Below are 20,310 nucleotides of genomic sequence, written 5' to 3' on the forward strand. Positions count from 1 at the left end.
TGCGGGTCAGTGCTGGTAGCCGTAGACGCCGCGTGCCTGGTCGCGGACGAGGCGGCCCTTCTCCAGCTCGATGACGCGCTTGCGCATCTGGTCCACGATGTTCTGGTCGTGCGTCGCCATCACCACGGTCGTGCCGGTCCGGTTGATCCGGTCGAGCAGCTTCATGATGCCGACGGAGGTCTGGGGGTCGAGGTTGCCGGTGGGCTCGTCCGCGATCAGCAGCTTGGGCCGGTTGACGAAGGCCCGCGCGATCGCCACGCGCTGCTGCTCACCACCGGACAGCTCACCGGGCATCCGGTCCTCTTTGCCGCCAAGGCCGACGAGGTCGAGCACCTGCGGCACGGACTTGCGGATCTCGCCGCGGGACTTGCCGATCACCTCCTGCGCGAAGGCCACGTTCTCGGCGACCGTCTTGTTCGGCAGGAGGCGGAAGTCCTGGAACACCGTCCCCAACTGGCGGCGCATCTGCGGCACCTTCCAGTTGGAGAGGCGCGCGAGGTCCTTGCCCAGGACGTGCACCTGACCGTGGCTGCACCGCTCCTCGCGGAGGATCAGCCGCAGGAAGGTGGACTTTCCGGAGCCGGAGGACCCCACCAGGAACACGAACTCGCCCTTCTCCACTTCCAGGGACACATCCCTGAGTGCGGGGCGGGTCTGCTTGGGGTAGACCTTGGAGACGTTGTCGAATCGGATCACGGATGCACCACGGTTAGCCGGGGGTAGATGAGCGTGACCATACGCGAACGGGGAGCATGAGCGCAGTCACCGGTGGGGATGCGCGAGGCTTGTGCGGTTTTGTGAGCGCCCGAAGGGGCGCGGGGAACTGCGCGACCAGCCCCACACAACCCGCAGCCGCGGGATAATGAGCAACCACCCCTCTGAGAGCGACCCGCGCGGCTTCCGCAGGAACCTGGCATCGTGGAGAGGGGAACGTTCTCGTACCTGAGGGCGTTCAACCCCAGAGGGAACCCGCAAGGAGGGCGAGGCGCATGACGTACGACCGGCTGGTGTGCGCGAACTGCGCGGCGCCCGTGAACGAGGGCCGCTGCCCGGTCTGCCGGGCGAACCGCCAGCGACTGCAGCAGGAGAACCCCTTCGCGGGGCTCAACCCGATGGCGCTGATCGCGCTGCTGGCGATACTGATCGCGGCCGTGGCACTGCTGGCGCATCAGACCGCCTAGAGCGACCTCGGTCACACACCCCAGAAGACAGAAGACATGTGAAGGGCCCGGAGCGACATCGCTCCGGGCCCTTCATCACTCACAGCGCATACGTTCCGTATGCCTGCGGCTACCGTCAGGCAGCCGCACCGCCACGGCCGCCCATGAGGCGCGGCAGGACACGGAAGCCGATGCCGCCGGCGATCATCGTCGCGGCACCGATCAGCAGGAACGTGGTCTGAGCGGCACCGGTCTCGGCGAGCTCGTCACCGTTGCCCTGGGCATTGGTGTCGGTCGCGGCGGCCTCCGAGCCGGTGTCGGTGAGGGAGGACGAGCCCTCCTGCTGCGCCGAGGAGCCACCGTCGGGGTCGGTGTTGCTGTTGCCGCCACCGCCGGCGTTCCCGTTTCCGTTGCCATTCCCGTTGCCGTTGCCGTTCCCGTTGCCCGGGTCGGACGGCTCGTCCGTGGCGGGCGGCTCGGTGGGCTCGGGCTCCTCCGTCGGCTCGGTCGGCTCCTCGGTCGGGTCCGTGGGGTCCGTCGGAAGGCCGGTGGGCGGATCGGTCGGCAGGCCCGTCGGGACCGGCGGCGTCGGCGAGGGAGACTCGTCGCCGCACAGGAGGCCGAGGAAGCAGTCGTCCCCGGGCTCCTCCGCGGCCGAAGCGGCGCCCGCGGCGGTCAGCGAGGCCCCGGCGGCGATCACGGTCGCGGCGGCGAGGCGCGCGACGCGGATGCGCGTCTTGTTGGTCATCTGGTTGCTACCCCCAGTAGCTGATCGTCATTGAGGCGGCGCTCGGGGCTGTGATCGACGGGATAGCTAACTCACGGCCCCCCGGTTCACATGCGCCCCAGAGACACGCATGCCACGCTTTACCCTTCCCATTTTTCAAAGCAACGTCAAGGCCGTTTCCGTTCGCGATGTCCAATTCCGGCAACTATGCGATGGGTTGGAGTCTGTGAGTGTGATGTAAAACCCGGACATGCAGGCACGCAAAAGGCAACTGCCGCCGAGGTGGCGGCAGTTGCCTTGTCGACAAAGTTACTTCTCTTGCTGCTTGCGCCAGCGAATTCCGGCCTCGAGGAACCCGTCGATCTCGCCGTTGAACACGGCCTCGGGGTTACCTACTTCGAACTCGGTGCGCAGGTCCTTGACCATCTGGTACGGGTGCAGGACGTAAGAACGCATCTGGTTGCCCCAGGAGTTGCCGCCGTCGCCCTTGAGCGCGTCCATCTTGGCCTGTTCCTCCTGCCGGCGCCGCTCCAGGAGCTTCGCCTGCAGAACGTTCATGGCCGTGGCCTTGTTCTGGATCTGCGACCGCTCGTTCTGGCAGGAGACGACGATGCCGGTGGGGAGGTGGGTGAGCCGCACCGCGGAGTCGGTGGTGTTCACGCCCTGGCCGCCGGGACCGGACGAGCGGTACACGTCCACACGCAGCTCGGACTCGTCGATCTCGATGTGGTCGGTCTGCTCGACCACGGGGAGGATCTCCACGCCCGCGAAGGAGGTCTGCCGGCGCCCCTGGTTGTCGTAGGGCGAGATACGCACCAGCCGGTGCGTGCCCTGCTCGACGGAGAGGGTGCCGTAGGCGTACGGCGACTGCACGGCGAAGGTGGTCGACTTGATGCCGGCCTCTTCGGCGTACGACGTCTCGTACACCTCCGTCTTGTAGCCGTGCTGCTCGGCCCACCGCAGGTACATGCGCTGAAGCTTCTCGGCGAAGTCGGCGGCGTCGACGCCACCGGCCTCCGCGCGGATGTTGACGAGCGCTTCGCGGGAGTCGTACTCGCCGCTGAGAAGCGTCCGCACTTCCATCTCGTCGAGGGCCTTCTTGACGGCGATGAGCTCGGAGTCGGCCTCGGCGCGGGTGTCCGGGTCGTCCTCCTCCTCGGCCATCTCGAACAGCACGGCAAGATCGTCGATCCGCGAGCGCAGGGCCTCGGCCTTCCTCACCTCCGCCTGGAGGTGGGAGAGCTTGCTGGTGATCTTCTGCGCCTCGTCCGGGTTGTCCCACAGGGACGGCGCGGCCGCCTGCTCCTCGAGCACGGCGATGTCTGCCCTCAGCTTGTCGAGGTCCAGAACGGCCTCGATCGACTCCATGGTCGAGGAGAGGGACTTGAGCTCTTCGGATACATCGACGACTGCCACACCCCCAGCGTAACGGCTCCGCCAAGCGAGGAAGGCCGGGTGAGCGTCGCTTGCTGTTCAGCCCGTCCGGCGGATGGGACGGGTAGGGGCGGCGGGGGCGAGGACGCTCAGGGCGTGGCCGGCGCCGAGTTGTTTGTGTCCTGCGGAGTCGCCCCCGCATCGTCCCCCGACGTAGCCAGCCACGTCCCCACCCCCGCGGCCACCACCAGCACCACCGCGGCCACTCCCACCGTCACCCTCCGCCGCCGAGTGACAGCCCGATGCCGCGCGGACCCCGGCCGCGGCGCCCCCGCCGCCCGCGGCACCCGGGCCGTCCCCCGCGCACCCCCGGCCAGCTCATCAGGCCCCGGCACCCTCATCGACGTATGCGTGTCCCGATTGGAGTCGGCCGGCTTCGCCCCCGGCACCAGCGGCACCGCCCCCCGCCGCCGCACCCGCTCGTCGGCCGGCGCACCGGTCCCGACGGCCTCCTCCTCCGCTTCCTCCGCCGCCTCGGCATCCGCATCCGGCTCGTCCACATCCAGCGGCGGCATCCCGGCCATCAGAGGCAACAGCTCCCGCAGCCGCGCCCCCATCTCGGAGGCCCGCAGCCGCGAGGCCGGCGCCTTGGCGAGGCACTGGACGAGCAGCTGCCACAGTTCGTCGGGGATGCCGGGGAGAGGGACCACCGTCTCCGTGACGTGGCGGCGCAGCACCGCGCCGGGATGCCCGCCACCGAAGGGCGTGAAGCCGGCCAGCAGCTCGTACAGCACGGTCGCCAGCGCGTAGATGTCGACCGACGCCCGCGGCGGCAGCCCCTCGACGATCTCCGGCGCGAGATAGTCCGGCGTGCCGATGATCTTCGTCGCCCGGGTCCGCCGCGGCGAGTCGATGAGTTTCGCCACACCGAAGTCGGTCAGCAGCGCCCGGTGCGAGCTCCCGGGCCCGAGCGGACCCTGCATGTCGAGCAGCACATTCTCCGGCTTGACGTCCCGGTGCACGACCCCGGCGGCATGCGCGGCCGCCAGCCCGTCCGCGACGTCCGCGACGATCGCGACGGCCGCCTCGGGGGCCAGCCGCCGGTCGCGGTCCAGCCGGGTGCGCAGATCGGTGCCTCGTACGAGATCCATGACGAGGGCGAGGTCGTTGCCGTCGACCACCAGGTCGCGCACGGACACGACGTTCGGGTGCTCGAGGCCGAGCAGTGCCGTGCGCTCCTGCACGAAGCGTCCGACGAGCTCCTGGTCGGACGCGAGGTCCTCGCGCAGCAGCTTGATGGCGACGGGCCCTTCCGGCCCCTCGCCCAGCCACACCGTGCCGGCGCTGCCCCGCCCCAGGATCTGGTGGGCGGTGTACCGGCTGCCGATCTTCCGTGCCAAGGCTGCTCCTACAGACGCGTGTTAATCGCTAAAACTACGCGTCCGACGAGCCAACCTTCACCACGGAGGCGGAAATCACCCGCCAGGTGTCGACAAATCACCAACCCCGCCACCACGGAGGCGACTTCAGTTGGTGCCGGAACTCCCGCCGCCCAGGTCCTCGACCCACCCGCTGACCGTGCTGAACATCTCGCCGATCTGGTCCCAGTAGCTCCTGCCCGTGCCGATCCACTCCTGCAACGGGCTCAGCTCCCAGACCAACCACCCCGCGACGAACAGGATGACGATCGTGAACAAGCACCCCTTCAGACAGCCGAGACCCGGGATCTTCATCGGGTTGGCGCTGCGCTGCCGCGGCTGCCGGGGCTCGCGCTGAGGCTGCTGCGGCTGCTGGGGCGGCGCGTACCGCTGGGGCTGCTGGGGCTGCGGCGGGGCGTACTGCTGCGGCTGTTGCTGCTGCGGATAGCCGTAACCCTGCTGCGGCTGCTGCTGCCGTCGCTGCTGTCGGCGCGACGGCGGCTGCTGCGGCTGAGGTTGCGGCGGCGGCTGCTGCGGGCGGGCGACCTGCCGCTGGGGCCGGCGGCGCAGCGGGTCCTGGTTGGGGTCGAGGTGCTGGACCTGCGTCTGCTCATTGCGGTCGCGGGCCGCCCGCAGCTGGTTCTGCCAGGGGTGCGGGTCCTCGGGCCGCCCCGGCTGCTGACCCGGCTGTCCCTGCGGCACCGGCGGCATGACAGCGGTCGGGTCGGCCGCGCCGGCCGGGCCGCTGGTGTGCGGCATGACGCTGGTCGCGGCGTTCGGGTCGTAGTTCCCGGCGCCGTGCGGCAGCACCTGTGTGGGGTCGGCGGAACCGGGGATGCCCGATCCGGGTACGGTCGCGGGCGCCGGGTCGGGTGCGAGCAGCGCACCGACGTTCTCGGCGGCGGCGATCTGCGCGGAGTTCGCGTGCACCCCGATGCCCTCGGCGACGACACGCAGGCCGCGGGCGAGGTTCTCGGCGCTGGGCCGCTCGTCCGGGTTCTTGCGCATGCAGCGCTCGATGACCGTCCACAGCGCGTCGGGGACGGTGGAGGGGCGGCGCGGTTCGGCGCTCAGATGCTGGTGCAGGACTTCGAGCGCCGAGCTGCCGGCGAACGGCGGACGGCCGGTGACCAGCTCGTACAGCAGGATGCCGGCGCCGTAGATGTCGACGGCGGAGGTCTGCGGGCGGCCCTCGGCGGACTCGGGCGCGACATACGCGGGCGTACCGACGAACTCCTGGGTGCGGGTCAGGCCCGGGGAGTCGGCGAGGCGGGCGATGCCGAAGTCGGTGAGCATCGGGTGCATCTGGCCGCCCTGCTGGGCGAGCAGGACGTTGGCCGGCTTCAGGTCGCGGTGGACGACGCCGTCGGCGTGGCTGGCGGCGAGCGCGTCGGCGATCTGCGCGGTGAGCAGGGCGGCGCCGACGGGGGTGAGGGGGCCGCTCTCGCGCAGGTAGCGATGGAGGTCGGGGCCGTCGATCAGATCCATGACCAGGGCCAGCAGATCGCCCTCGACGACCAGGTCACGGACCCGAACGATGTTCGGGTGGGTGAGCCGGAGCAGGACGGACCGCTCTCTCAGGAAGCGCATCACGATGTCGGGATCGCTTGCGAGCTCTTCCTTGAGGACCTTGATCGCGACGGTCTCGCCGGGCTGGCCTGGCACGGCCGCCTCGGCGCCCGCGGTCTCCCGCTGACGGGCTCGCCAGACGGTGCCCGTGGCGCCGCGTCCGAGCGGCTCCTCGAGCAGGTACTTGCTGCCTACCGGCCGCACGTCATGTGCTCCCTGCTGCTTGCCTGCGTTTCCGACCCACTGTAGTGCCGCCGCGCCTGGCACCGGGCTGCCGTCTTCCTGTGCGCGCTCAGTTCCGCTTTCCGTTCCGTTTACGTACGCCTTCCCGAACCTGTTCGAAGGAAAGACGCTCGACCCGGTCCGCCGGTTGCCGGACCCGGACGTGACCGATCTCAATCCGCTCCCGAACGATCAACGGTGGGGTATTGGTCAGGCACTTTTGCGGGCAGAGCCGACCAATCAAGATCACTTGGCACCTGGCGGGGGGCGCGTTGTCAGTGGCAGGTGCGAGGATGCCTTCAGTACTGGCCGACGTGCTCGTGTGGGGTGGGGAAGCCCGCGCCGCGCCCGTGCAGAAGGGACCGCTGACGGCGATGCAGATCCGGCTGACCGTCGTAGACCCCCTGGGGGCGCCCGCGCCCGGCCGTGCCGCGAGCTGCGACGTACTGGTCACGGCCCCCGCGGGCACGGCCCTGTCGGCGGTCGCGTCGGCGCTCGCCTCCGCGGTCTCCGGGAGCGACGGGCCGGCCGTGCTGTTCGCCGGCGCGGAGCGGCTCGACGACCGGCGCAGCACGCTGGGCGAGCCCCCGCTGATCGACGGCGCCGTACTGTCCCTGGGCGCCCCGGCCGAGCCCGAACCGCACCCCGAGGTCGACGACGCCCCGACCCGCCTGGACATCGTCGCGGGCCCGGACGCGGGCGGCGTCCACCTCCTCCACGGCGGCCAGATCCACATCGGCCGCTCCGCCGACGCCGACGTCGCCCTGGACGACCCGGACGTCTCCCGCCTCCACTGCGCGGTCACCGTCGCCGCCGGCGGCCGCGTCACGGTCGCCGACCTCGGCTCCACCAACGGCACGACGCTGGACGGCGCCCCCGTGACCACCCGCCCGGTCCGCTTCACCCCGGGCGCCCTGCTCCGCATCGGCGAGTCCGCCCTCCGCCTCGCCCCGGCCGGCGGCCCAGGCCCACGCCTGGCGACGGCAGCCGACGGGGAAGGGCACGTCCGAGTGCCCGCCGAGGACGCCGAGGACCCGCGCGCGCCACACGCGCGTGCGGCCGACACGGCAGGGACCGGGGGGCCTTCGGGCGGGACGTCTCACGCGTATGGAGCGGGGGCTTGGGCGGCGGCACAGGGGCAGAGCTCCGGTGAAGCGGCGGTGGTGCCGGAACAGGGCGGGGCGCCGCACATCGAGCGCCGGGGGACAGCCTCGGGCACGACGGATACGGCAGGTGGCTTGGCTTCGCGCGGGCTCGCGGGTGGAGGCGACACCCATGGCGGCCGGTTCGGAGTGGGCGGACCGAGCGTGACGTCCGGCAGCGCGTCGCCGGATGGTGGTGGCTTCGGGGCGGCGGGGGGCGGCGGGCGCGGGGGTGGCGCTCACGGTGCGGCGGCCGAGGGCGGGCGCGACAGCGGCTCCTTCCGTACGGCGGCCGGTGGCGGACCCGTCGACGCGGCCTCCGGCACCACAGCGCACGGCTCGCAACCGGACCGCTCTGATGCGAGGGCCATGGGCAGGCTCGGCGACATGGATTCCGGTGTGGGGGCCGGGGGCATCCTCGGCGGTACCGCTTCCGGTGCGGCGGCGGGCGGCGACACGTTCGGCGGCTCCCACTCCGGGGCGGTAGGGCGCTCGCCGGGCAGCCCGGATCTCCGTACGACGACTGACAGCGCCCGCACCGAAGCAGGCTCCGGCGCGACGGCCGGACGCTCGCTCGGCGACACCGCCCCCCGCACGGCGGGCGAGTGGGCACCGGGCGGCCCCGATGCCCGTACGGAGGCCGACGGCGTTGGGCGGGGCGGCGCGGGTGTCGGTGGGGCGGTGCACGACCGGCTCGGTGACCGGACGTCCGATGCTGAGGCGTCGGCCCACCCTGCCGAAGGGCGGAGCCGACGGAAAGGGACTCCCCTCCGTGGGACCGATGTGCCGCAGGGTCTGCGGAGGCGCGGAGGGCTGACGGCGTGGGCGCGGCGGTTGGCCGGGGGGCGCGCCGAGCAGGGGACGGCGGCCGGGCGCGGGGCGTACGACGAGGCCGTGGCCGATGTGGTGGCGGAGCCCTTGGTGCCCGTACCCCAGCTGCCGGAGACCTGGCCGGACCCGGCGGCGCTGCTGCTGACGGCGCTGGGCCCCGGCCCCCGGCTGTGGGAGCGCGGCCCGGGGCACCCGGAGGCGCTCACCGTCCGGCTGGGCACGGCCGACCGGGCCGCACCCGACGGCTCCGGACTGCTGCCCGCCGTACCGGTAACCACCGATCTGCGCGAGGTCGGGGCGCTGGGGCTGGCCGGCCCACGCGCGCGGCTCGCAGGGCTGGCCCGCGCGGTCGTGGCCCAGCTCACCGCGCTGCACTCCCCCTCCGACCTGGAAGTCGTCCTGATCAGCGCGGACCGCTCCCGCCCGCTTCCGGAGCGCACCGCCGAGTGGTCCTGGCTGGGCTGGCTCCCCCACCTCCGCCCGGGCCACGGCCAGGACTGCCGTCTCCTGCTCGCCTACGACCGCGAACAGGCCACGGCCCGCCTGGACGAACTCCTCCGCCGCATGGAGGACCACCTGACGGAGCTGCGAAGCGACCCGGGGGCCACGGGCCACGGCCTCGCCTCCGCCCGGACGGCAGGCGGGCCGACGCCCCCGACCGCAGAGGGAACCGTCACGGCCGCCTCCGACACCAGCGCCACCACCAGCCCGACCCCCACAGCCTCCTACGACACCCCCGCGCCCCACCCCGATCACACCCCCGACCTCACCACCCCCCAGGAGCCGATCCGCGGCGCGGTCCACCGGCCCTCCTGGGCCGCCGCGGACGACGAGGCCGTACCCGACAAGGGCGCATTCCCGGGGCCGTACACCGTGGTCGTGGTGGACGGGGACCCCGGTGGCGCCGATGTGCGGGAGGCAGTGGCGCGGCTGGCGTCGGAGGGGCCGCGGGTCGGCATACATGTGGTGTGCCTGGACGAGACGACGCCTGCCTCGCCCGTGTCGCCGGTGACCGAGACGTACGAGGCGGCGTGCGCGGCGTCCCCGGCGTTCCGGGAGTGCGGGGCCGTGGCGCTGCTCAGCGGTGATGTGGCGACGGCGCTGCGGCTGCTGCGGGTCGCGGGGGCGGGCGCCACACGGCCAGGCCCCGTCGGACACGGCACGGTCGCCGCGGTGGACGCCGTCTCGCTCGCCTGGGCGGAGCGGTTCGCGCGGGCGCTGGCGCCGCTCAGGACGGACGGTGCCGGGGGTGAGCGGCAGGGCAGGCTGTCGGCGCCGTTGCCCCAAGCGGCCCGGCTGCTGGACGAGTTGGGGCTGGCCCGGGCCACTCCGGCGTCGCTGATGGCGCGGTGGGCGGACGCGGCCGACGACGCGGAGGCGCTCGGCGGGCGGGCGCTTGCCGTGCTCGGGGCCGGGCCGCGCGGGCCGGTGTGCGCGGACCTCGTCGCCGAGGGACCGCATCTGCTGATCGAGGGACCGCACGGCAGCGGGCGTACGGAACTGCTGCGGGCCGTGGTCGCGTCACTGGCCGCCGCCGAGCGGCCGGACCGGCTGAGCGTCGTGCTGATCGACGGCCGGGACAGCGTGAGCGCGGGCAGCGGTCACGGCGAGGGCTTGCGGGTCTGTATGGACGTACCGCATGTGACCACCCATCTCGCCGCCAACGATCCCGTCCGCATGCGGGAGTTCGCCCAGTCGCTGAGTGCCGAGCTGAAGCGGCGGGCCGAACTGCTGGGGCGGGCCGACTTCGCCGAGTGGCACACGGGGCGGGAGGTGTCCGGCCGTCTGGTCGCCCAGCGTTCGGCGGGTGCGGGTGCGGGCGTAGGTGTGTCCGGTGCCGGGGATCTCGACGCGCCACCCAGTTCGACGCTGCGGTTGCGGCCGGGGGCGGCGCGTCAGCGGGCGGAGGCCATATCGCCGTTGCCGCGGCTCGTCGTGGTCGTCGACGAACCGGAAACACTGGTGTTGCCCGCGCTCCGTTCACCGGGGCGGCCGGCCGCCGGGTCCGTGATGCGGGCGCTGGAGGCCGTGGCCCGGGAGGGCGAGCGGCTGGGCGTGCACCTGGTCGCCGCGGCGGGGGTCGGCGGCCGTACGGCCCAGACGGAGCCGGCGCAACAGGCGACTCTGCGGGTCACGCTCGACCCACCGGCGCCGGGACCGGACGAGCCGGCACCGGGGCGCGGGCGGTTGATATGTGACGACGGTCGGGTGACGCCGTTCCAGGGCGGGCGGGTCACGGGCCGTATTCCGCGTACGGCGACCCTCCGGCCGACGGTCGTACCCCTGGAGTGGGAGCGCATGGGCGACCCTCCGACCCGGCGTCCCGTACGGGAGCTGGGGAACGGGCCGACGGACCTGGCGCTGCTGGCGAGCGCGCTGGAGCGGGCGGCGCGGGAGGTGTCGGCGGTGGCAGTGCCGTCGCTGTTGTAGGGCGGAGGGGCGCGGAATCGGCAAGGGGCGACTGGTCCGACCTAAAGGGGCGCGGGGAACTGCGCGACCAGCCCCCACGGCGCCGCACCCGTCAGTCCACCGCCCCGCCCTACTCCCACCACGCTTGGTCACGACGCGGTCACGATCGCCCGCTTGACACCGATCGCACTCTTGCCGACCCCCACCACCCGGCGTAGACCAGACCGCACGGGACAGCGTTCGGACGTTCGACGAGGAACGAAGAACGGGGCAGTGATGCGCAGCACGTACAGCACCATCCGGAAACACACGGCCGTGAAAGCCGCAGCCACCGTCCTCGCGGGAGCCCTCGCGCTCACGCTCACCGCCTGCGGCGGAGACGACGACAACGGAAACGAGCAGGCCGGCGGCGGCAAGGAGACGGGCACCACCGTGACCCTCCCCAAGCTGAACGGCGAAAGCCTCGAGGTCGCCGCCGTCTGGAGCGGCGCGGAGCAGGACAACTTCAAGAAGGTCCTCGCGGAGTTCGAGAAGCGCACCGGCGCCAAGGTCTCCTTCGTGCCCGCGCAGGACCCGATCGTCAACTTCCTGGGCTCGAAGATCGCGGGCGGCCAGCCGCCGGACATCGCGCTGCTCCCGCAGCCCGGCGCGATCAAGCAGGCCGTGGACAAGAAGTGGGCGAAGCCGCTGGGCGCCGAGGCGAAGGCCGAGCTGGCCAAGAACTACTCGCAGGGCTGGCAGGACATCGGCAAGGTCGGCGGCGAGCAGTACGGCGTCTACTACAAGGCCGCCAACAAGTCACTGATCTGGTACAACACGGAGGTCTTCGACAACGCGGGGGCCACGGAACCGAAGACCTGGGACGAACTGCTCACCACCGCCCAGACGGTCTACGACTCCGGTGTCACCCCGTTCTCCGTCGGCGGCGCCGAGGGCTGGACCCTCACCGACTGGTTCGAGAACATCTACCTCTCCCAGGCGGGCCCGGAGAAGTACGACCAGCTCGCGCAGCACGAGATCAAGTGGACGGACCCGTCCGTGAAGGACGCGCTGACCACGCTGGCGCAGGTCTGGGGCAAGAAGGACTATGTCGCCGGCGGTGCGAAGGGCGCCCTGCAGACGGACTTCCCGGCCTCGGTGACGCAGACCTTCACCGGCGGCGACCAGCCCAAGGCCGGCATGGTCTACGAGGGCGACTTCGCGCAGGTCAACATCGGCACGGCGGGCGCGAAGGTCGGCACGGACGCGAAGGTGTTCCCCTTCCCGGCCGTGGGCGACACCGCACCCGTGGTCTCCGGCGGCGACGCGGCGGTGATCCTGAAGGACTCCAAGGCGGCGCAGGCGCTGGCCACCTTCCTGGCCTCCCCGGACGCGGCGACGATCCAGGCGAAGCTGGGCGGCTATCTCTCGCCGAACAAGAACGTGGACAACTCGGCGTATCCGAACCCGGTGCAGCAGAAGATCGCCAAGGCCCTCGTCGACTCCGGCGACGACTTCCGCTTCGACATGTCCGACCAGGCCCCGCAGGCCTTCGGCGGCACTCCCGGCAAGGGCGAGTGGAAGGCGCTGCAGGACTTCCTGACCAACCCGAAGGACGTCGCGGGCACGCAGGCGAAGCTGGAGGCGGACGCGGCGGCCGCCTACGGAGGCTGACGCGATGACGTCGGCCACGGCGGCAGGGGTCCCTCCGACCCCTGCCGCACCCAAGTCGCGCAAGAGCGTGACCGGCACCCGCAAGACCGTGGCAGCGCTGTTCCTGCTGCCCGCTCTTGTGCTGCTGGGCGCGCTCGTGGTCTACCCGATCGGGTACTCGGTCGTCCGCAGTTTCTACGACCAGTCGGGCTCCTTCACCGGCTTCGACAACTACGAGTTCCTGTTCACCGACGACGGCATCCGCACCGCCCTGAAGAACAACGTCATCTGGGTGGTGTTCGCGCCGACGGTCGCCACCGCGCTCGGTCTGATCTTCGCGGTGCTGACCGAACGGGTGAGCTGGGGCACGGCGTTCAAGCTGGTCGTCTTCATGCCGATGGCGATCTCGATGCTGGCGGCCGGCATCATCTTCCGCCTCGTCTACGACCAGGACCCGGAGAAGGGCGTCGCGAACGCGGTGTGGGTGGGCATCCACGACACGTTCGCCGAGTCGTCGGCCTTCCCGAAGGCGCATCCGGGCCGTGAGTCACCCCTCGTGGCGCAGGGCGGCGGCGCCTTCATCACCAAGGCGACGGTCCACACCGGCGACACGGTCACGCTGCCCCTCGTGGGCGTGGCACCCGACCAGATGCCCGGCGACGCCAAGCGGGCCGTCGCCCCGCAGGCCGACCCGGGCAGGATCACCGGCACGACCTGGCAGGACTTCACCCGCGGCAAGGGCGTCGGCACGCTCGGCGCACCGGACGCGACCGAATTCGGCTACCCCGGCATGAAGATCGAGGCGGTCAAGGACGGCAAGGTCGTGGAGACGGCGAGGGCCGGCGACGACGGCACGTTCTCCCTGTCGGAGAAGGCCGACGGCGCCCAGCTCCGCCTCCCGGCGAGCAACTTCAAGGAGCCGTACAACGGCCTGGACTGGCTCGGCCCGTCGCTGGTCACGCCGTCGATCATCGGGGCGTACATCTGGATGTGGGCCGGATTCGCGATGGTGCTGATCGCGGCAGGGCTCGCGGGCATCCCACGTGATCTGCTGGAGGCGGCGCGTGTCGACGGCGCGACCGAATGGCAGGTGTTCCGGAAGATCACGGTCCCCCTCCTGGCGCCTGTCCTCGCGGTCGTCATCGTCACCCTGATGATCAACGTCCTGAAGATCTTCGACCTGGTCTTCATCATCGCCCCGGGCTCCGCACAGGACGACGCGAACGTCCTGGCGCTGGAGCTGTACCGCAAGGGCTTCTCCGAGGACCAACCCGGCATCGCCAGCGCCATCTCGGTGTTCCTGCTGCTCCTCGTGATCCCGGTCATGTGGTTCAACATTCGTCGGCTCAGGCGGGAGGTACGGCGATGACCGCGGACGCCGGCAGTCTCAGCAAGGCGGCACCGCCGCCCACCACCACGGTCAAGGCGAAGCAGTCCCTCGGCTCACGCCTCGCGGAAGGTGTCAGCGGCGGCGCGGTCCGGGTCTTCCTGATCGTCGTCGGCCTGTTCTGGCTGGTCCCGACGATCGGTCTGCTCCTCTCCTCGCTGCGTCCTCCGGAAGAGATGACGATCAGCGGCTGGTGGGACGTCTTCAGCAAGCCGTCCCAGCTCACCATCGAGAGCTACGACAAGCTGCTGCAGAACAACGACATCACCGAGTCGCTCGTCAACACCCTGCTGATCACGGTCCCGGCGACGCTCCTCGTCGTCATCATCGGCGCGCTCGCGGGCTACGCGTTCGCGTGGATGGAGTTCCCGGGCCGCGACTGGTGGTTCCTCGGCGTGGTCGGCCTGCTGGTGGTGCCGGTGCAGGTGGCGCTGATCCCGGTCGCCGAACTCTTCGGCAAGATCGGCCTGTTCGGCAACATCATGGGCGTGGTCCTCTTCCACACGGGCTTCGGTCTGCCCTTCGCGGTGTTCCTGCTGCGGAACTTCTTCGCGGAGATCCCGAAGGAACTGCTGGAGGCGGCCCGGCTCGACGGTGCGGGTGAACTGCGCCTGTTCGCCCGGGTCGTGCTGCCGCTGGGCGGGCCAGCGATCGCGAGCCTGGGCATCTTCCAGTTCCTGTGGGTGTGGAACGACATGCTGATCGCGCTGGTGTTCTCCGACACCGACAGCCAGCCGATCACGGTCGCCCTGCAGACACAGATGCGCGCGTTCGCCGACAACGTCGACATCCTGGCGCCGGGCGCGTTCATCTCCATGGTGATCCCGCTGGTCGTGTTCTTCGCGTTCCAGCGGCAGTTCGTGTCCGGGGTGATGGCGGGCGCGGTGAAGTAGCGCGTACAACGGCCTGATTGAAGGCGTACGACGGGGGCGAGCCCGGGCAACCGGCTCGCCCCTTCGCCTGCCCGGGCTCGGCTCGTCCCCCGAATGCCGTACCCGACGTAACCAAGCCACTCCACCGGCCGTTCCCGGGCCGACCGCCCGCGCCGACCCATGGATGTGCCGTGCCCAGGTTCAGTGTCATCGTCCCCGCGTACCGGGTTCAGGCGTATCTCCCCGCGTGCCTGGAGTCGGTGCTCTCCCAGTCGTGTCCGGATCTGGAACTGATCGCCGTGGACGACTGCTCGCCCGACGCCTGCGGTGCGCTCGTCGACGAGTTCGCGGCCCGCGACCCGCGCGTACGGCCGTTGCACCTGCCGGAGAACGGCGGCCTGGGCCGGGCCCGCAACGCCGGGCTCAAGGCGGCGACCGGCGACTACGTCCTGTTCCTGGACGGCGACGACATCCTCGCCCCGGACGCGCTGCGCGCGATCGCCGACCGGCTGAAGGAGACGGGCGAGCCGGACGTGCTGGTGTACGACCATGCGCGCACGTACTGGTCGGGCGAGACGGTCCGCGACCAGTCCGCCGAGCACCTCACCGAACAGGGCCCGGCGCCCTTCCGTCTGGCGGACCGGCCGGAACTGCTGAACCTGCTGACGGCGGCCTGGAACAAGGCGTACCGCCGGGAGTTCGTCGAGCGCGAGGCCCTCACCTTCCCGCCCGGCCACTACGAGGACACCCCCTGGACCTACCCGGTCCTCCTGACCGCCGGTTCCCTCGCCACCCTCGACCGGGTCTGCGTGCACCACCGCAAGCGCCGCCGCGCCGGCATCCTCGGCACCACCAGCCGCCGCCGCTTCGACGTCTTCGAGCAGTACGACCATCTCTTCGCGTTCCTCGACGGCCGCCCCGAACTCGCCCGCTGGCGGCCGCTGTTGTTCCGCCGGATGGTCGACCACCTGGTGACGGTGTACACCCGGCCCGACCGCATCCCGCGCGCCGCCCGCACCGAGTTCCTGCGCAAGTCCCGTGCGTACTACCGCCGTTACCGCACGCCGGGCGCCCCGGTCCCGCCGCGCACACGTGCCCGGCACGCACTGATCCGGCTGGGCCTGCATCGCACCTACGGCACGCTCCGCCTCACCTCGGCCCTGTGCGGCAGGGCAGTCCGGCAGTCGGCCCGCCTGATCAGATCGGCGCGAGCCATCGCGCTCCGGCTCCACTACCGCATCCAGCTACGTCTCCCCCTGCGCAAGGACCACGCCGTCTTCTCCTCCGACCGAGACTGCGGCCACGGCTGCAACCCGGGCGCACTGGAAGCCGCGTTCCGCTCCCTCGCCCCGCACATCCGCACGGCATGGATCGCGCGCCCCGAGCACCACCACACCGTCCCGCCGGCGACCCGTCGCCTCACGCCCGGCACGGCCGCGTACTGGACGGCACTCGCCCGCTCCAAGTACGTAGTCACCAACACCGAGTTCGACGCCCTTCCGGACAAGCGCCCCGGCCAGATCGTCGTCCAGACCCTGCGCGGCACCCCTCTCAAGCACGGGGGCCTGGACCTCCAGGAGCGCCCGGCGGCGGCCCGCGACACGGACTTCGCCGCACTCCTTCGGAACGTGGACCAGTGGGACTACGTCATCTCGGCCAACCGCCACTCCACACTGACCTGGGAACGCGTCTTCCCGGGCGGCTACACGACCCTCGCATACGGCTGCCCCCGCAACGACGTGTTCCAGCAGGCCACTTCGGCGGACGTGACCCGGCTGCGCGAGACCCTCGGCATCCCCACGGACGCGATCGCGATCCTCTACGCGCCCACCCACCGCGACTACCGCCGCACCCAGCGCACCCCCCTCGACCTGGAGCGCTTCGCAGACCGCCTCGGCCCCCGCTTCGTAGTCCTGGCCCGGGCCCACCCCCGCCACGGCGGCCCGCTCACCGCCCCGACGGCCCGCGTCATCGACGTCACCGGCCACCCGAGCGTCGAGTCCCTGTGCCTCGCCTCGGACGCCCTGGTCACCGACTACTCGTCGATCATGTTCGACTACGCGGGCCTGGACCGCCCGATCGTCCTCCACACCGAGGACCGCGAGGCGTACGAGGCAGTTCGCGGCACCTACTTCGACCTGCGGTCCTTCCCGCCCGGCGCGATCGCGGACAGCGAGGACGAGCTGATCGACATCTTCGCCACCGGCCACTGGCGCGGCTCCCGCTCCGCCCAACTGCGCTCCGCGTTCCGCGAGCGGTTCTGCCCGTACGACGACGGACGCGCCGCCGAGAGGGTCGTACGCCGTGTCGTCCTGGGCGAGGGGGACACGGCCCTCCCACCCGTCGTACCGCTCACCGAACGCCACCCGGTGGCGTCGCTCGCGCCCTCCCCGCTACCGAGGATTCCGCAGCCGGCGCAGGCGCCCCACTGATCCCTCAGTTGGCCGAGCGCGTCTGAACACCGACTTCACATCAGGGAGTTCCCATGCCCTCCAGCCCGACACGGCCCACTCCCACCAGGCCGCACACCTGGCGTCCGGCGGGACGGCCCGGCCGAGCAACGAGTTGATGCTCCGCACCACCAACGCGCCGGTGATCCCGCTCGGGAAGCGGACCCTGGCGCTCACTCGCTGAGGTGAGCGCAAGGTCGTCGGCCCCGGGCGGGAACATACGGCGCATGCTGGATTACTCGACGACGAGGTCGACGTCGATGTTGCCGCGGGTGGCGTTGGAGTACGGGCAGACCTGGTGGGCGGTCTCGATGAGCTTGCGGCCGGTCGCCTCGTCCAGGCCGTCGGGGAGCTCGACGCGGAGGGTGACCTTCAGGCCGAAGCCCTCGCCCTGCTTGCCTATGCCGACCTCGGCGGTGACGGCGGCGTCGCTGACGTCGACCTTCGCCTGGCGGCCGACGAGGCCGAGGGCGCTGCCGAAGCAGGCGGCGTAACCGGCGGCGAACAGCTGCTCCGGGTTGGTGCCCTCGCCGTTGCCGCCCAGCTCCACCGGCGGGGCGAGCTTGAGGTCGATCTTGCCGTCGGAGGAGACGGCACGGCCGTCGCGGCCGTGGGTGGCGGTGGCGACAGCGGTGTAGAGCGCGTCCATGGAAAATCCATCCCTCTCAGGTCACGGTCGGCGGCCCTGTGCGGCCGCCTCTCGACGACCACAAGTAGAGCACACAATTCAATTGCGCACAACTAAATGGCGAGCAAGCGCTACCCTGGATGCATGACCACCACGCCCACCGCGGACTGGCTCCGCCTCGACCAGCAGATCTGCTTCTCCCTGAACGCCGCGTCGCGCGCCTTCGGCGGCCTCTACCGCGTCCTCCTCAAGGACCTCGGCCTCACCTACCCGCAGTACCTCGTGATGCTGGTGCTGTGGGAGCACGGCGACCTGCCCGTCAAGAAGCTGGGCGAACACCTCCGCCTCGACTCCGGCACCCTCTCCCCGCTGCTCAAGCGGCTGGAGACGGCCGGCCTGGTACGCCGGGAGCGCAGCGCGCGCGACGAGCGATCGGTGGAGGTCCGGCTCACCGAGGAGGGCACGGCGCTGCGCGAGCGGGCGCTGGAGGTGCCGCGCCGGATCGGCGCCGCGACCGGCTTCGATCTCGACGAGATCCGGGAGCTGCGGACCCGGCTCGACCGGCTCACCACGGCACTGGACGCGGCGACGGAAGAGGCACAGTGACGCCTGCCGCACTGTGCCTGATTCACTGTGACCGACCAGCAGCACCCAGCACACGGGCCAACTGACGAGGGGACGGCCGCAACATGACCTGGCTGATCACCGGCGGCGCCGGTTACATCGGGGCGCATGTCGTACGCGCCATGACCGAGGCGGGCGAGCGGACGGTCGTGTACGACGACCTGTCGACCGGCATCGCCGAGCGCGTCCCGGACGGCGTCCCCCTGGTGGTCGGCTCGACCCTCGACGGCGACCGCGTGACCCGCGCCCTCACCGACCACGCGGTGACGGGCGTGGTGCACCTGGCGGCGAAGAAGCAGGTGGGCGAGTCGGTGTCCCTGCCGCTTGAGTACTACCGGGAGAACGTCGAGGGCCTGCGCGTCCTCCTGGAGGCCGTGACACAGGCGGAGGTTCCCTCGTTCGTCTTCTCCTCCTCCGCCGCGGTGTACGGCATGCCCGATGTGGAGCTGGTGACGGAGGAGACGCCGTGCGTGCCGATGTCCCCGTACGGCGAGACCAAGCTGGCGGGAGAGTGGCTGGTCCGCGCGACGGGTAAGGCAACGGGCCTGGCCACGGCCTCCCTCCGCTACTTCAACGTGGCAGGCGCGGCCGCACCCGAACTGGCGGACACCGGCGTCTTCAACATCGTGCCCATGGTCTTCGAGCGCCTCACGGAGAACGCGCCCCCGCGCATCTTCGGCGACGACTACCCCACCCCTGACGGCACCTGCATCCGCGACTACATCCACGTGATGGACCTGGCCGAGGCCCACGTCGCCACGGCCCGCGCCCTCCAGTCCTCCCCCGGCCGCGACCTCACCCTCAACATCGGCCGCGGCGAAGGCGTCTCGGTCCGCGAGATGATCGACCAGATCAACGCCGCCACCGGCTACAACCTCCCCCCCACCGTCACCCCCCGCCGCCCCGGCGACCCCGCCCGCGTCGTCGCCTCCGCCGACCGCATCACCACGGAGCTGGGCTGGAAGGCGAAGCACGACGTGCATGACATGGTGACGTCGGCGTGGGAGGGGTGGGTGCGTCTGCATCCGGGGGCGGCGCGGGCGTAAAGCCGCCGATCGCGGTTCAGAGCGCCTTCAGCCCCGCCGCCGTGGCCCGAGTCAGCGCCTCCAGATACCCCTTCGGCAGCTTCGGGCTGCGGATCACCACCGAGCGCCAGTACAGGGGCCCGGAGATGAGGTCCAGCGCCAGGTCCTGGTCGATGCCCTCCCGCACCTCACCGCGCCGCTGAGCCGCCGCCACGATGCCGCTCGCCACCCCGTCCTGCCCCTCACGCACCGCCTTCTGCATGGCCTCGGCGATCTCGGGATTGCGGGCGGCCTCGGCCTGGAGGTCCGGGATGATCTGTGAGGCGACGGGATGCCTCAGCGCCCGGGACGTCACCTCGTAGAGGAGGCGCAGGTCGCCCTCCAGGGAGCCGGTGTCCGGGGCGGGCAGGCCCTGGACGGCGATGGCCGAGACCAAGTCGAGGACCATGTGCAGCTTGGAGCGCCAGCGGCGGTAGACCGCCGTCTTGCCGACGCCCGCGCGGCGCGCGATGCCCTCGATGGACATCCGGGCATAGCCGACAGCCGCGAGCTCCTCGAAGACGGCCCCCCGGATCGCCTCCGTCACATCCGCCCGGAGTACGGCCGCACCGGCCGGGGGCCTGCGGCGCCGGCGGTCGGCCACCTGGGCCCTTGGCTCGTCGGCGTTCGTCGTCATGCGCACCAGCATAGGACGTTACGACGAGACGGTTGCGTTCCGACGTTAAATCGGAATACTCTCGCGTTGCGACGATACGGTCCCGTCCCGACGTAAGAGAACGTGAAGAAACACGTAAGGAAACAGCAGGGGATCAAGGACCGGGCGTGTGCACCCCCACCCCC

At 71.4% G+C, this 20,310-nt stretch carries 15 protein-coding genes; 8 read left to right on the plus strand and 7 right to left on the minus strand.

The window, feature by feature from the left end; genetic code table 11:
• Positions 1-6 precede the first annotated feature (6 nt).
• Entirely contained in the window at positions 7-696 is a 690-nt protein-coding gene (gene ftsE / locus ACTWQO_RS20420; protein WP_004000799.1) for a cell division ATP-binding protein FtsE, read from the minus strand.
• Between the two features lie 293 nt (positions 697-989).
• Here ftsE and ACTWQO_RS20425 point away from each other — a divergent pair, with 293 nt between their 5' ends.
• A complete protein-coding gene (locus tag ACTWQO_RS20425) occupies positions 990-1,181 on the plus strand; it encodes a hypothetical protein (RefSeq protein WP_443238745.1) in 192 nt (63 codons plus the stop codon).
• 115 nt (positions 1,182-1,296) lie between these two features.
• On the opposite strand, the gene ACTWQO_RS20430 is transcribed toward ACTWQO_RS20425, so the two are convergent.
• The 4 genes from ACTWQO_RS20430 to ACTWQO_RS20445 form a co-directional block, all read right to left on the minus strand.
• Positions 1,297-1,908 carry an LPXTG cell wall anchor domain-containing protein gene (locus tag ACTWQO_RS20430; protein ID WP_443238746.1) on the minus strand — a complete coding sequence of 204 codons (612 nt, stop codon included), beginning with the start codon at positions 1,906-1,908 and terminating at the stop codon, positions 1,297-1,299.
• Between the two features lie 288 nt (positions 1,909-2,196).
• Positions 2,197-3,303 carry a peptide chain release factor 2 gene (prfB, locus tag ACTWQO_RS20435; RefSeq protein ID WP_443238747.1) on the minus strand — a complete coding sequence of 369 codons (1,107 nt, stop codon included), beginning with the start codon at positions 3,301-3,303 and terminating at the stop codon, positions 2,197-2,199.
• 107 nt (positions 3,304-3,410) lie between these two features.
• On the minus strand, positions 3,411-4,661 hold the full coding sequence (locus ACTWQO_RS20440; RefSeq protein WP_443238748.1) for a serine/threonine-protein kinase: 1,251 nt from the start codon (positions 4,659-4,661) through the stop codon (positions 3,411-3,413).
• 126 nt (positions 4,662-4,787) lie between these two features.
• Complete coding sequence (locus ACTWQO_RS20445) at positions 4,788-6,452, minus strand: serine/threonine-protein kinase (protein WP_443238749.1); 1,665 nt, start codon at positions 6,450-6,452, stop codon at positions 4,788-4,790.
• A gap of 392 nt (positions 6,453-6,844) precedes the next feature.
• On the opposite strand from ACTWQO_RS20445, the gene ACTWQO_RS20450 reads away from it, so the two are divergent.
• The 5 genes from ACTWQO_RS20450 (at position 6,845) to ACTWQO_RS20470 (ending at position 17,175) form a co-directional block, all read left to right on the plus strand.
• Entirely contained in the window at positions 6,845-10,873 is a 4,029-nt protein-coding gene (locus ACTWQO_RS20450; RefSeq protein ID WP_443238765.1) for an FHA domain-containing protein, read from the plus strand.
• A 255-nt stretch (positions 10,874-11,128) separates the two neighbouring features.
• Positions 11,129-12,505, plus strand: a complete 1,377-nt coding sequence (locus tag ACTWQO_RS20455; protein ID WP_443238750.1) for an ABC transporter substrate-binding protein — start codon at positions 11,129-11,131, stop codon at positions 12,503-12,505.
• A gap of 4 nt (positions 12,506-12,509) precedes the next feature.
• The gene (locus tag ACTWQO_RS20460; protein ID WP_443238751.1) at positions 12,510-13,853 is read left to right on the plus strand and encodes a carbohydrate ABC transporter permease; all 1,344 of its coding nucleotides are present in this window, start codon (positions 12,510-12,512) and stop codon (positions 13,851-13,853) included.
• On the plus strand, positions 13,850-14,764 hold the full coding sequence (locus tag ACTWQO_RS20465; RefSeq protein WP_443238752.1) for a carbohydrate ABC transporter permease: 915 nt from the start codon (positions 13,850-13,852) through the stop codon (positions 14,762-14,764). Before ACTWQO_RS20460 ends, ACTWQO_RS20465 begins: the two co-directional genes overlap by 4 nt.
• A 170-nt stretch (positions 14,765-14,934) precedes the next feature.
• On the plus strand, positions 14,935-17,175 hold the full coding sequence (locus tag ACTWQO_RS20470; protein ID WP_443238753.1) for a bifunctional glycosyltransferase/CDP-glycerol:glycerophosphate glycerophosphotransferase: 2,241 nt from the start codon (positions 14,935-14,937) through the stop codon (positions 17,173-17,175).
• Between the two features lie 253 nt (positions 17,176-17,428).
• Here the strand turns inward: ACTWQO_RS20470 and ACTWQO_RS20475 are convergent, their stop codons facing one another.
• Positions 17,429-17,842, minus strand: a complete 414-nt coding sequence (locus tag ACTWQO_RS20475) for an organic hydroperoxide resistance protein (protein WP_328502888.1) — start codon at positions 17,840-17,842, stop codon at positions 17,429-17,431.
• A gap of 123 nt (positions 17,843-17,965) precedes the next feature.
• Here ACTWQO_RS20475 and ACTWQO_RS20480 point away from each other — a divergent pair, with 123 nt between their 5' ends.
• Together ACTWQO_RS20480 and galE are read left to right on the plus strand one after the other, a co-directional pair.
• Positions 17,966-18,427, plus strand: a complete 462-nt coding sequence (locus tag ACTWQO_RS20480; protein WP_443238754.1) for a MarR family winged helix-turn-helix transcriptional regulator — start codon at positions 17,966-17,968, stop codon at positions 18,425-18,427.
• Positions 18,428-18,510: 83 nt separating this feature from the next.
• Positions 18,511-19,491: a UDP-glucose 4-epimerase GalE gene (galE, locus tag ACTWQO_RS20485; RefSeq protein ID WP_443238755.1), complete on the plus strand. Its 981-nt coding sequence runs from the start codon at positions 18,511-18,513 to the stop codon at positions 19,489-19,491.
• Between the two features lie 16 nt (positions 19,492-19,507).
• Here the strand turns inward: galE and ACTWQO_RS20490 are convergent, their stop codons facing one another.
• Positions 19,508-20,146, minus strand: coding sequence for a TetR/AcrR family transcriptional regulator (locus tag ACTWQO_RS20490; protein WP_443238756.1), 639 nt, complete (start codon positions 20,144-20,146; stop codon positions 19,508-19,510).
• Positions 20,147-20,310: the final 164 nt, after the last annotated feature.

Origin of the sequence: Streptomyces sp. 4N124, from assembly GCF_052245395.1 — a bacterium.
Classification (GTDB): domain Bacteria; phylum Actinomycetota; class Actinomycetes; order Streptomycetales; family Streptomycetaceae; genus Streptomyces.

What these genes read in the sequence shown, in the direction of transcription:
- ACTWQO_RS20465 (WP_443238752.1), top strand. Translation starts at nt 13,850, where the DNA reads ATGACCGCGGACGCCGGCAGTCTCAGCAAGGCGGCACCGCCGCCCACC.
- ACTWQO_RS20475 (WP_328502888.1), bottom strand. Translation starts at nt 17,842, where the DNA reads ATGGACGCGCTCTACACCGCTGTCGCCACCGCCACCCACGGCCGCGAC.
- ACTWQO_RS20425 (WP_443238745.1), top strand. Translation starts at nt 990, where the DNA reads ATGACGTACGACCGGCTGGTGTGCGCGAACTGCGCGGCGCCCGTGAAC.
- ACTWQO_RS20455 (WP_443238750.1), top strand. Translation starts at nt 11,129, where the DNA reads ATGCGCAGCACGTACAGCACCATCCGGAAACACACGGCCGTGAAAGCC.
- ACTWQO_RS20460 (WP_443238751.1), top strand. Translation starts at nt 12,510, where the DNA reads ATGACGTCGGCCACGGCGGCAGGGGTCCCTCCGACCCCTGCCGCACCC.
- ACTWQO_RS20480 (WP_443238754.1), top strand. Translation starts at nt 17,966, where the DNA reads ATGACCACCACGCCCACCGCGGACTGGCTCCGCCTCGACCAGCAGATC.
- ACTWQO_RS20450 (WP_443238765.1), top strand. Translation starts at nt 6,845, where the DNA reads ATGCAGATCCGGCTGACCGTCGTAGACCCCCTGGGGGCGCCCGCGCCC.
- galE (WP_443238755.1), top strand. Translation starts at nt 18,511, where the DNA reads ATGACCTGGCTGATCACCGGCGGCGCCGGTTACATCGGGGCGCATGTC.
- ACTWQO_RS20430 (WP_443238746.1), bottom strand. Translation starts at nt 1,908, where the DNA reads ATGACCAACAAGACGCGCATCCGCGTCGCGCGCCTCGCCGCCGCGACC.
- ACTWQO_RS20490 (WP_443238756.1), bottom strand. Translation starts at nt 20,146, where the DNA reads ATGACGACGAACGCCGACGAGCCAAGGGCCCAGGTGGCCGACCGCCGG.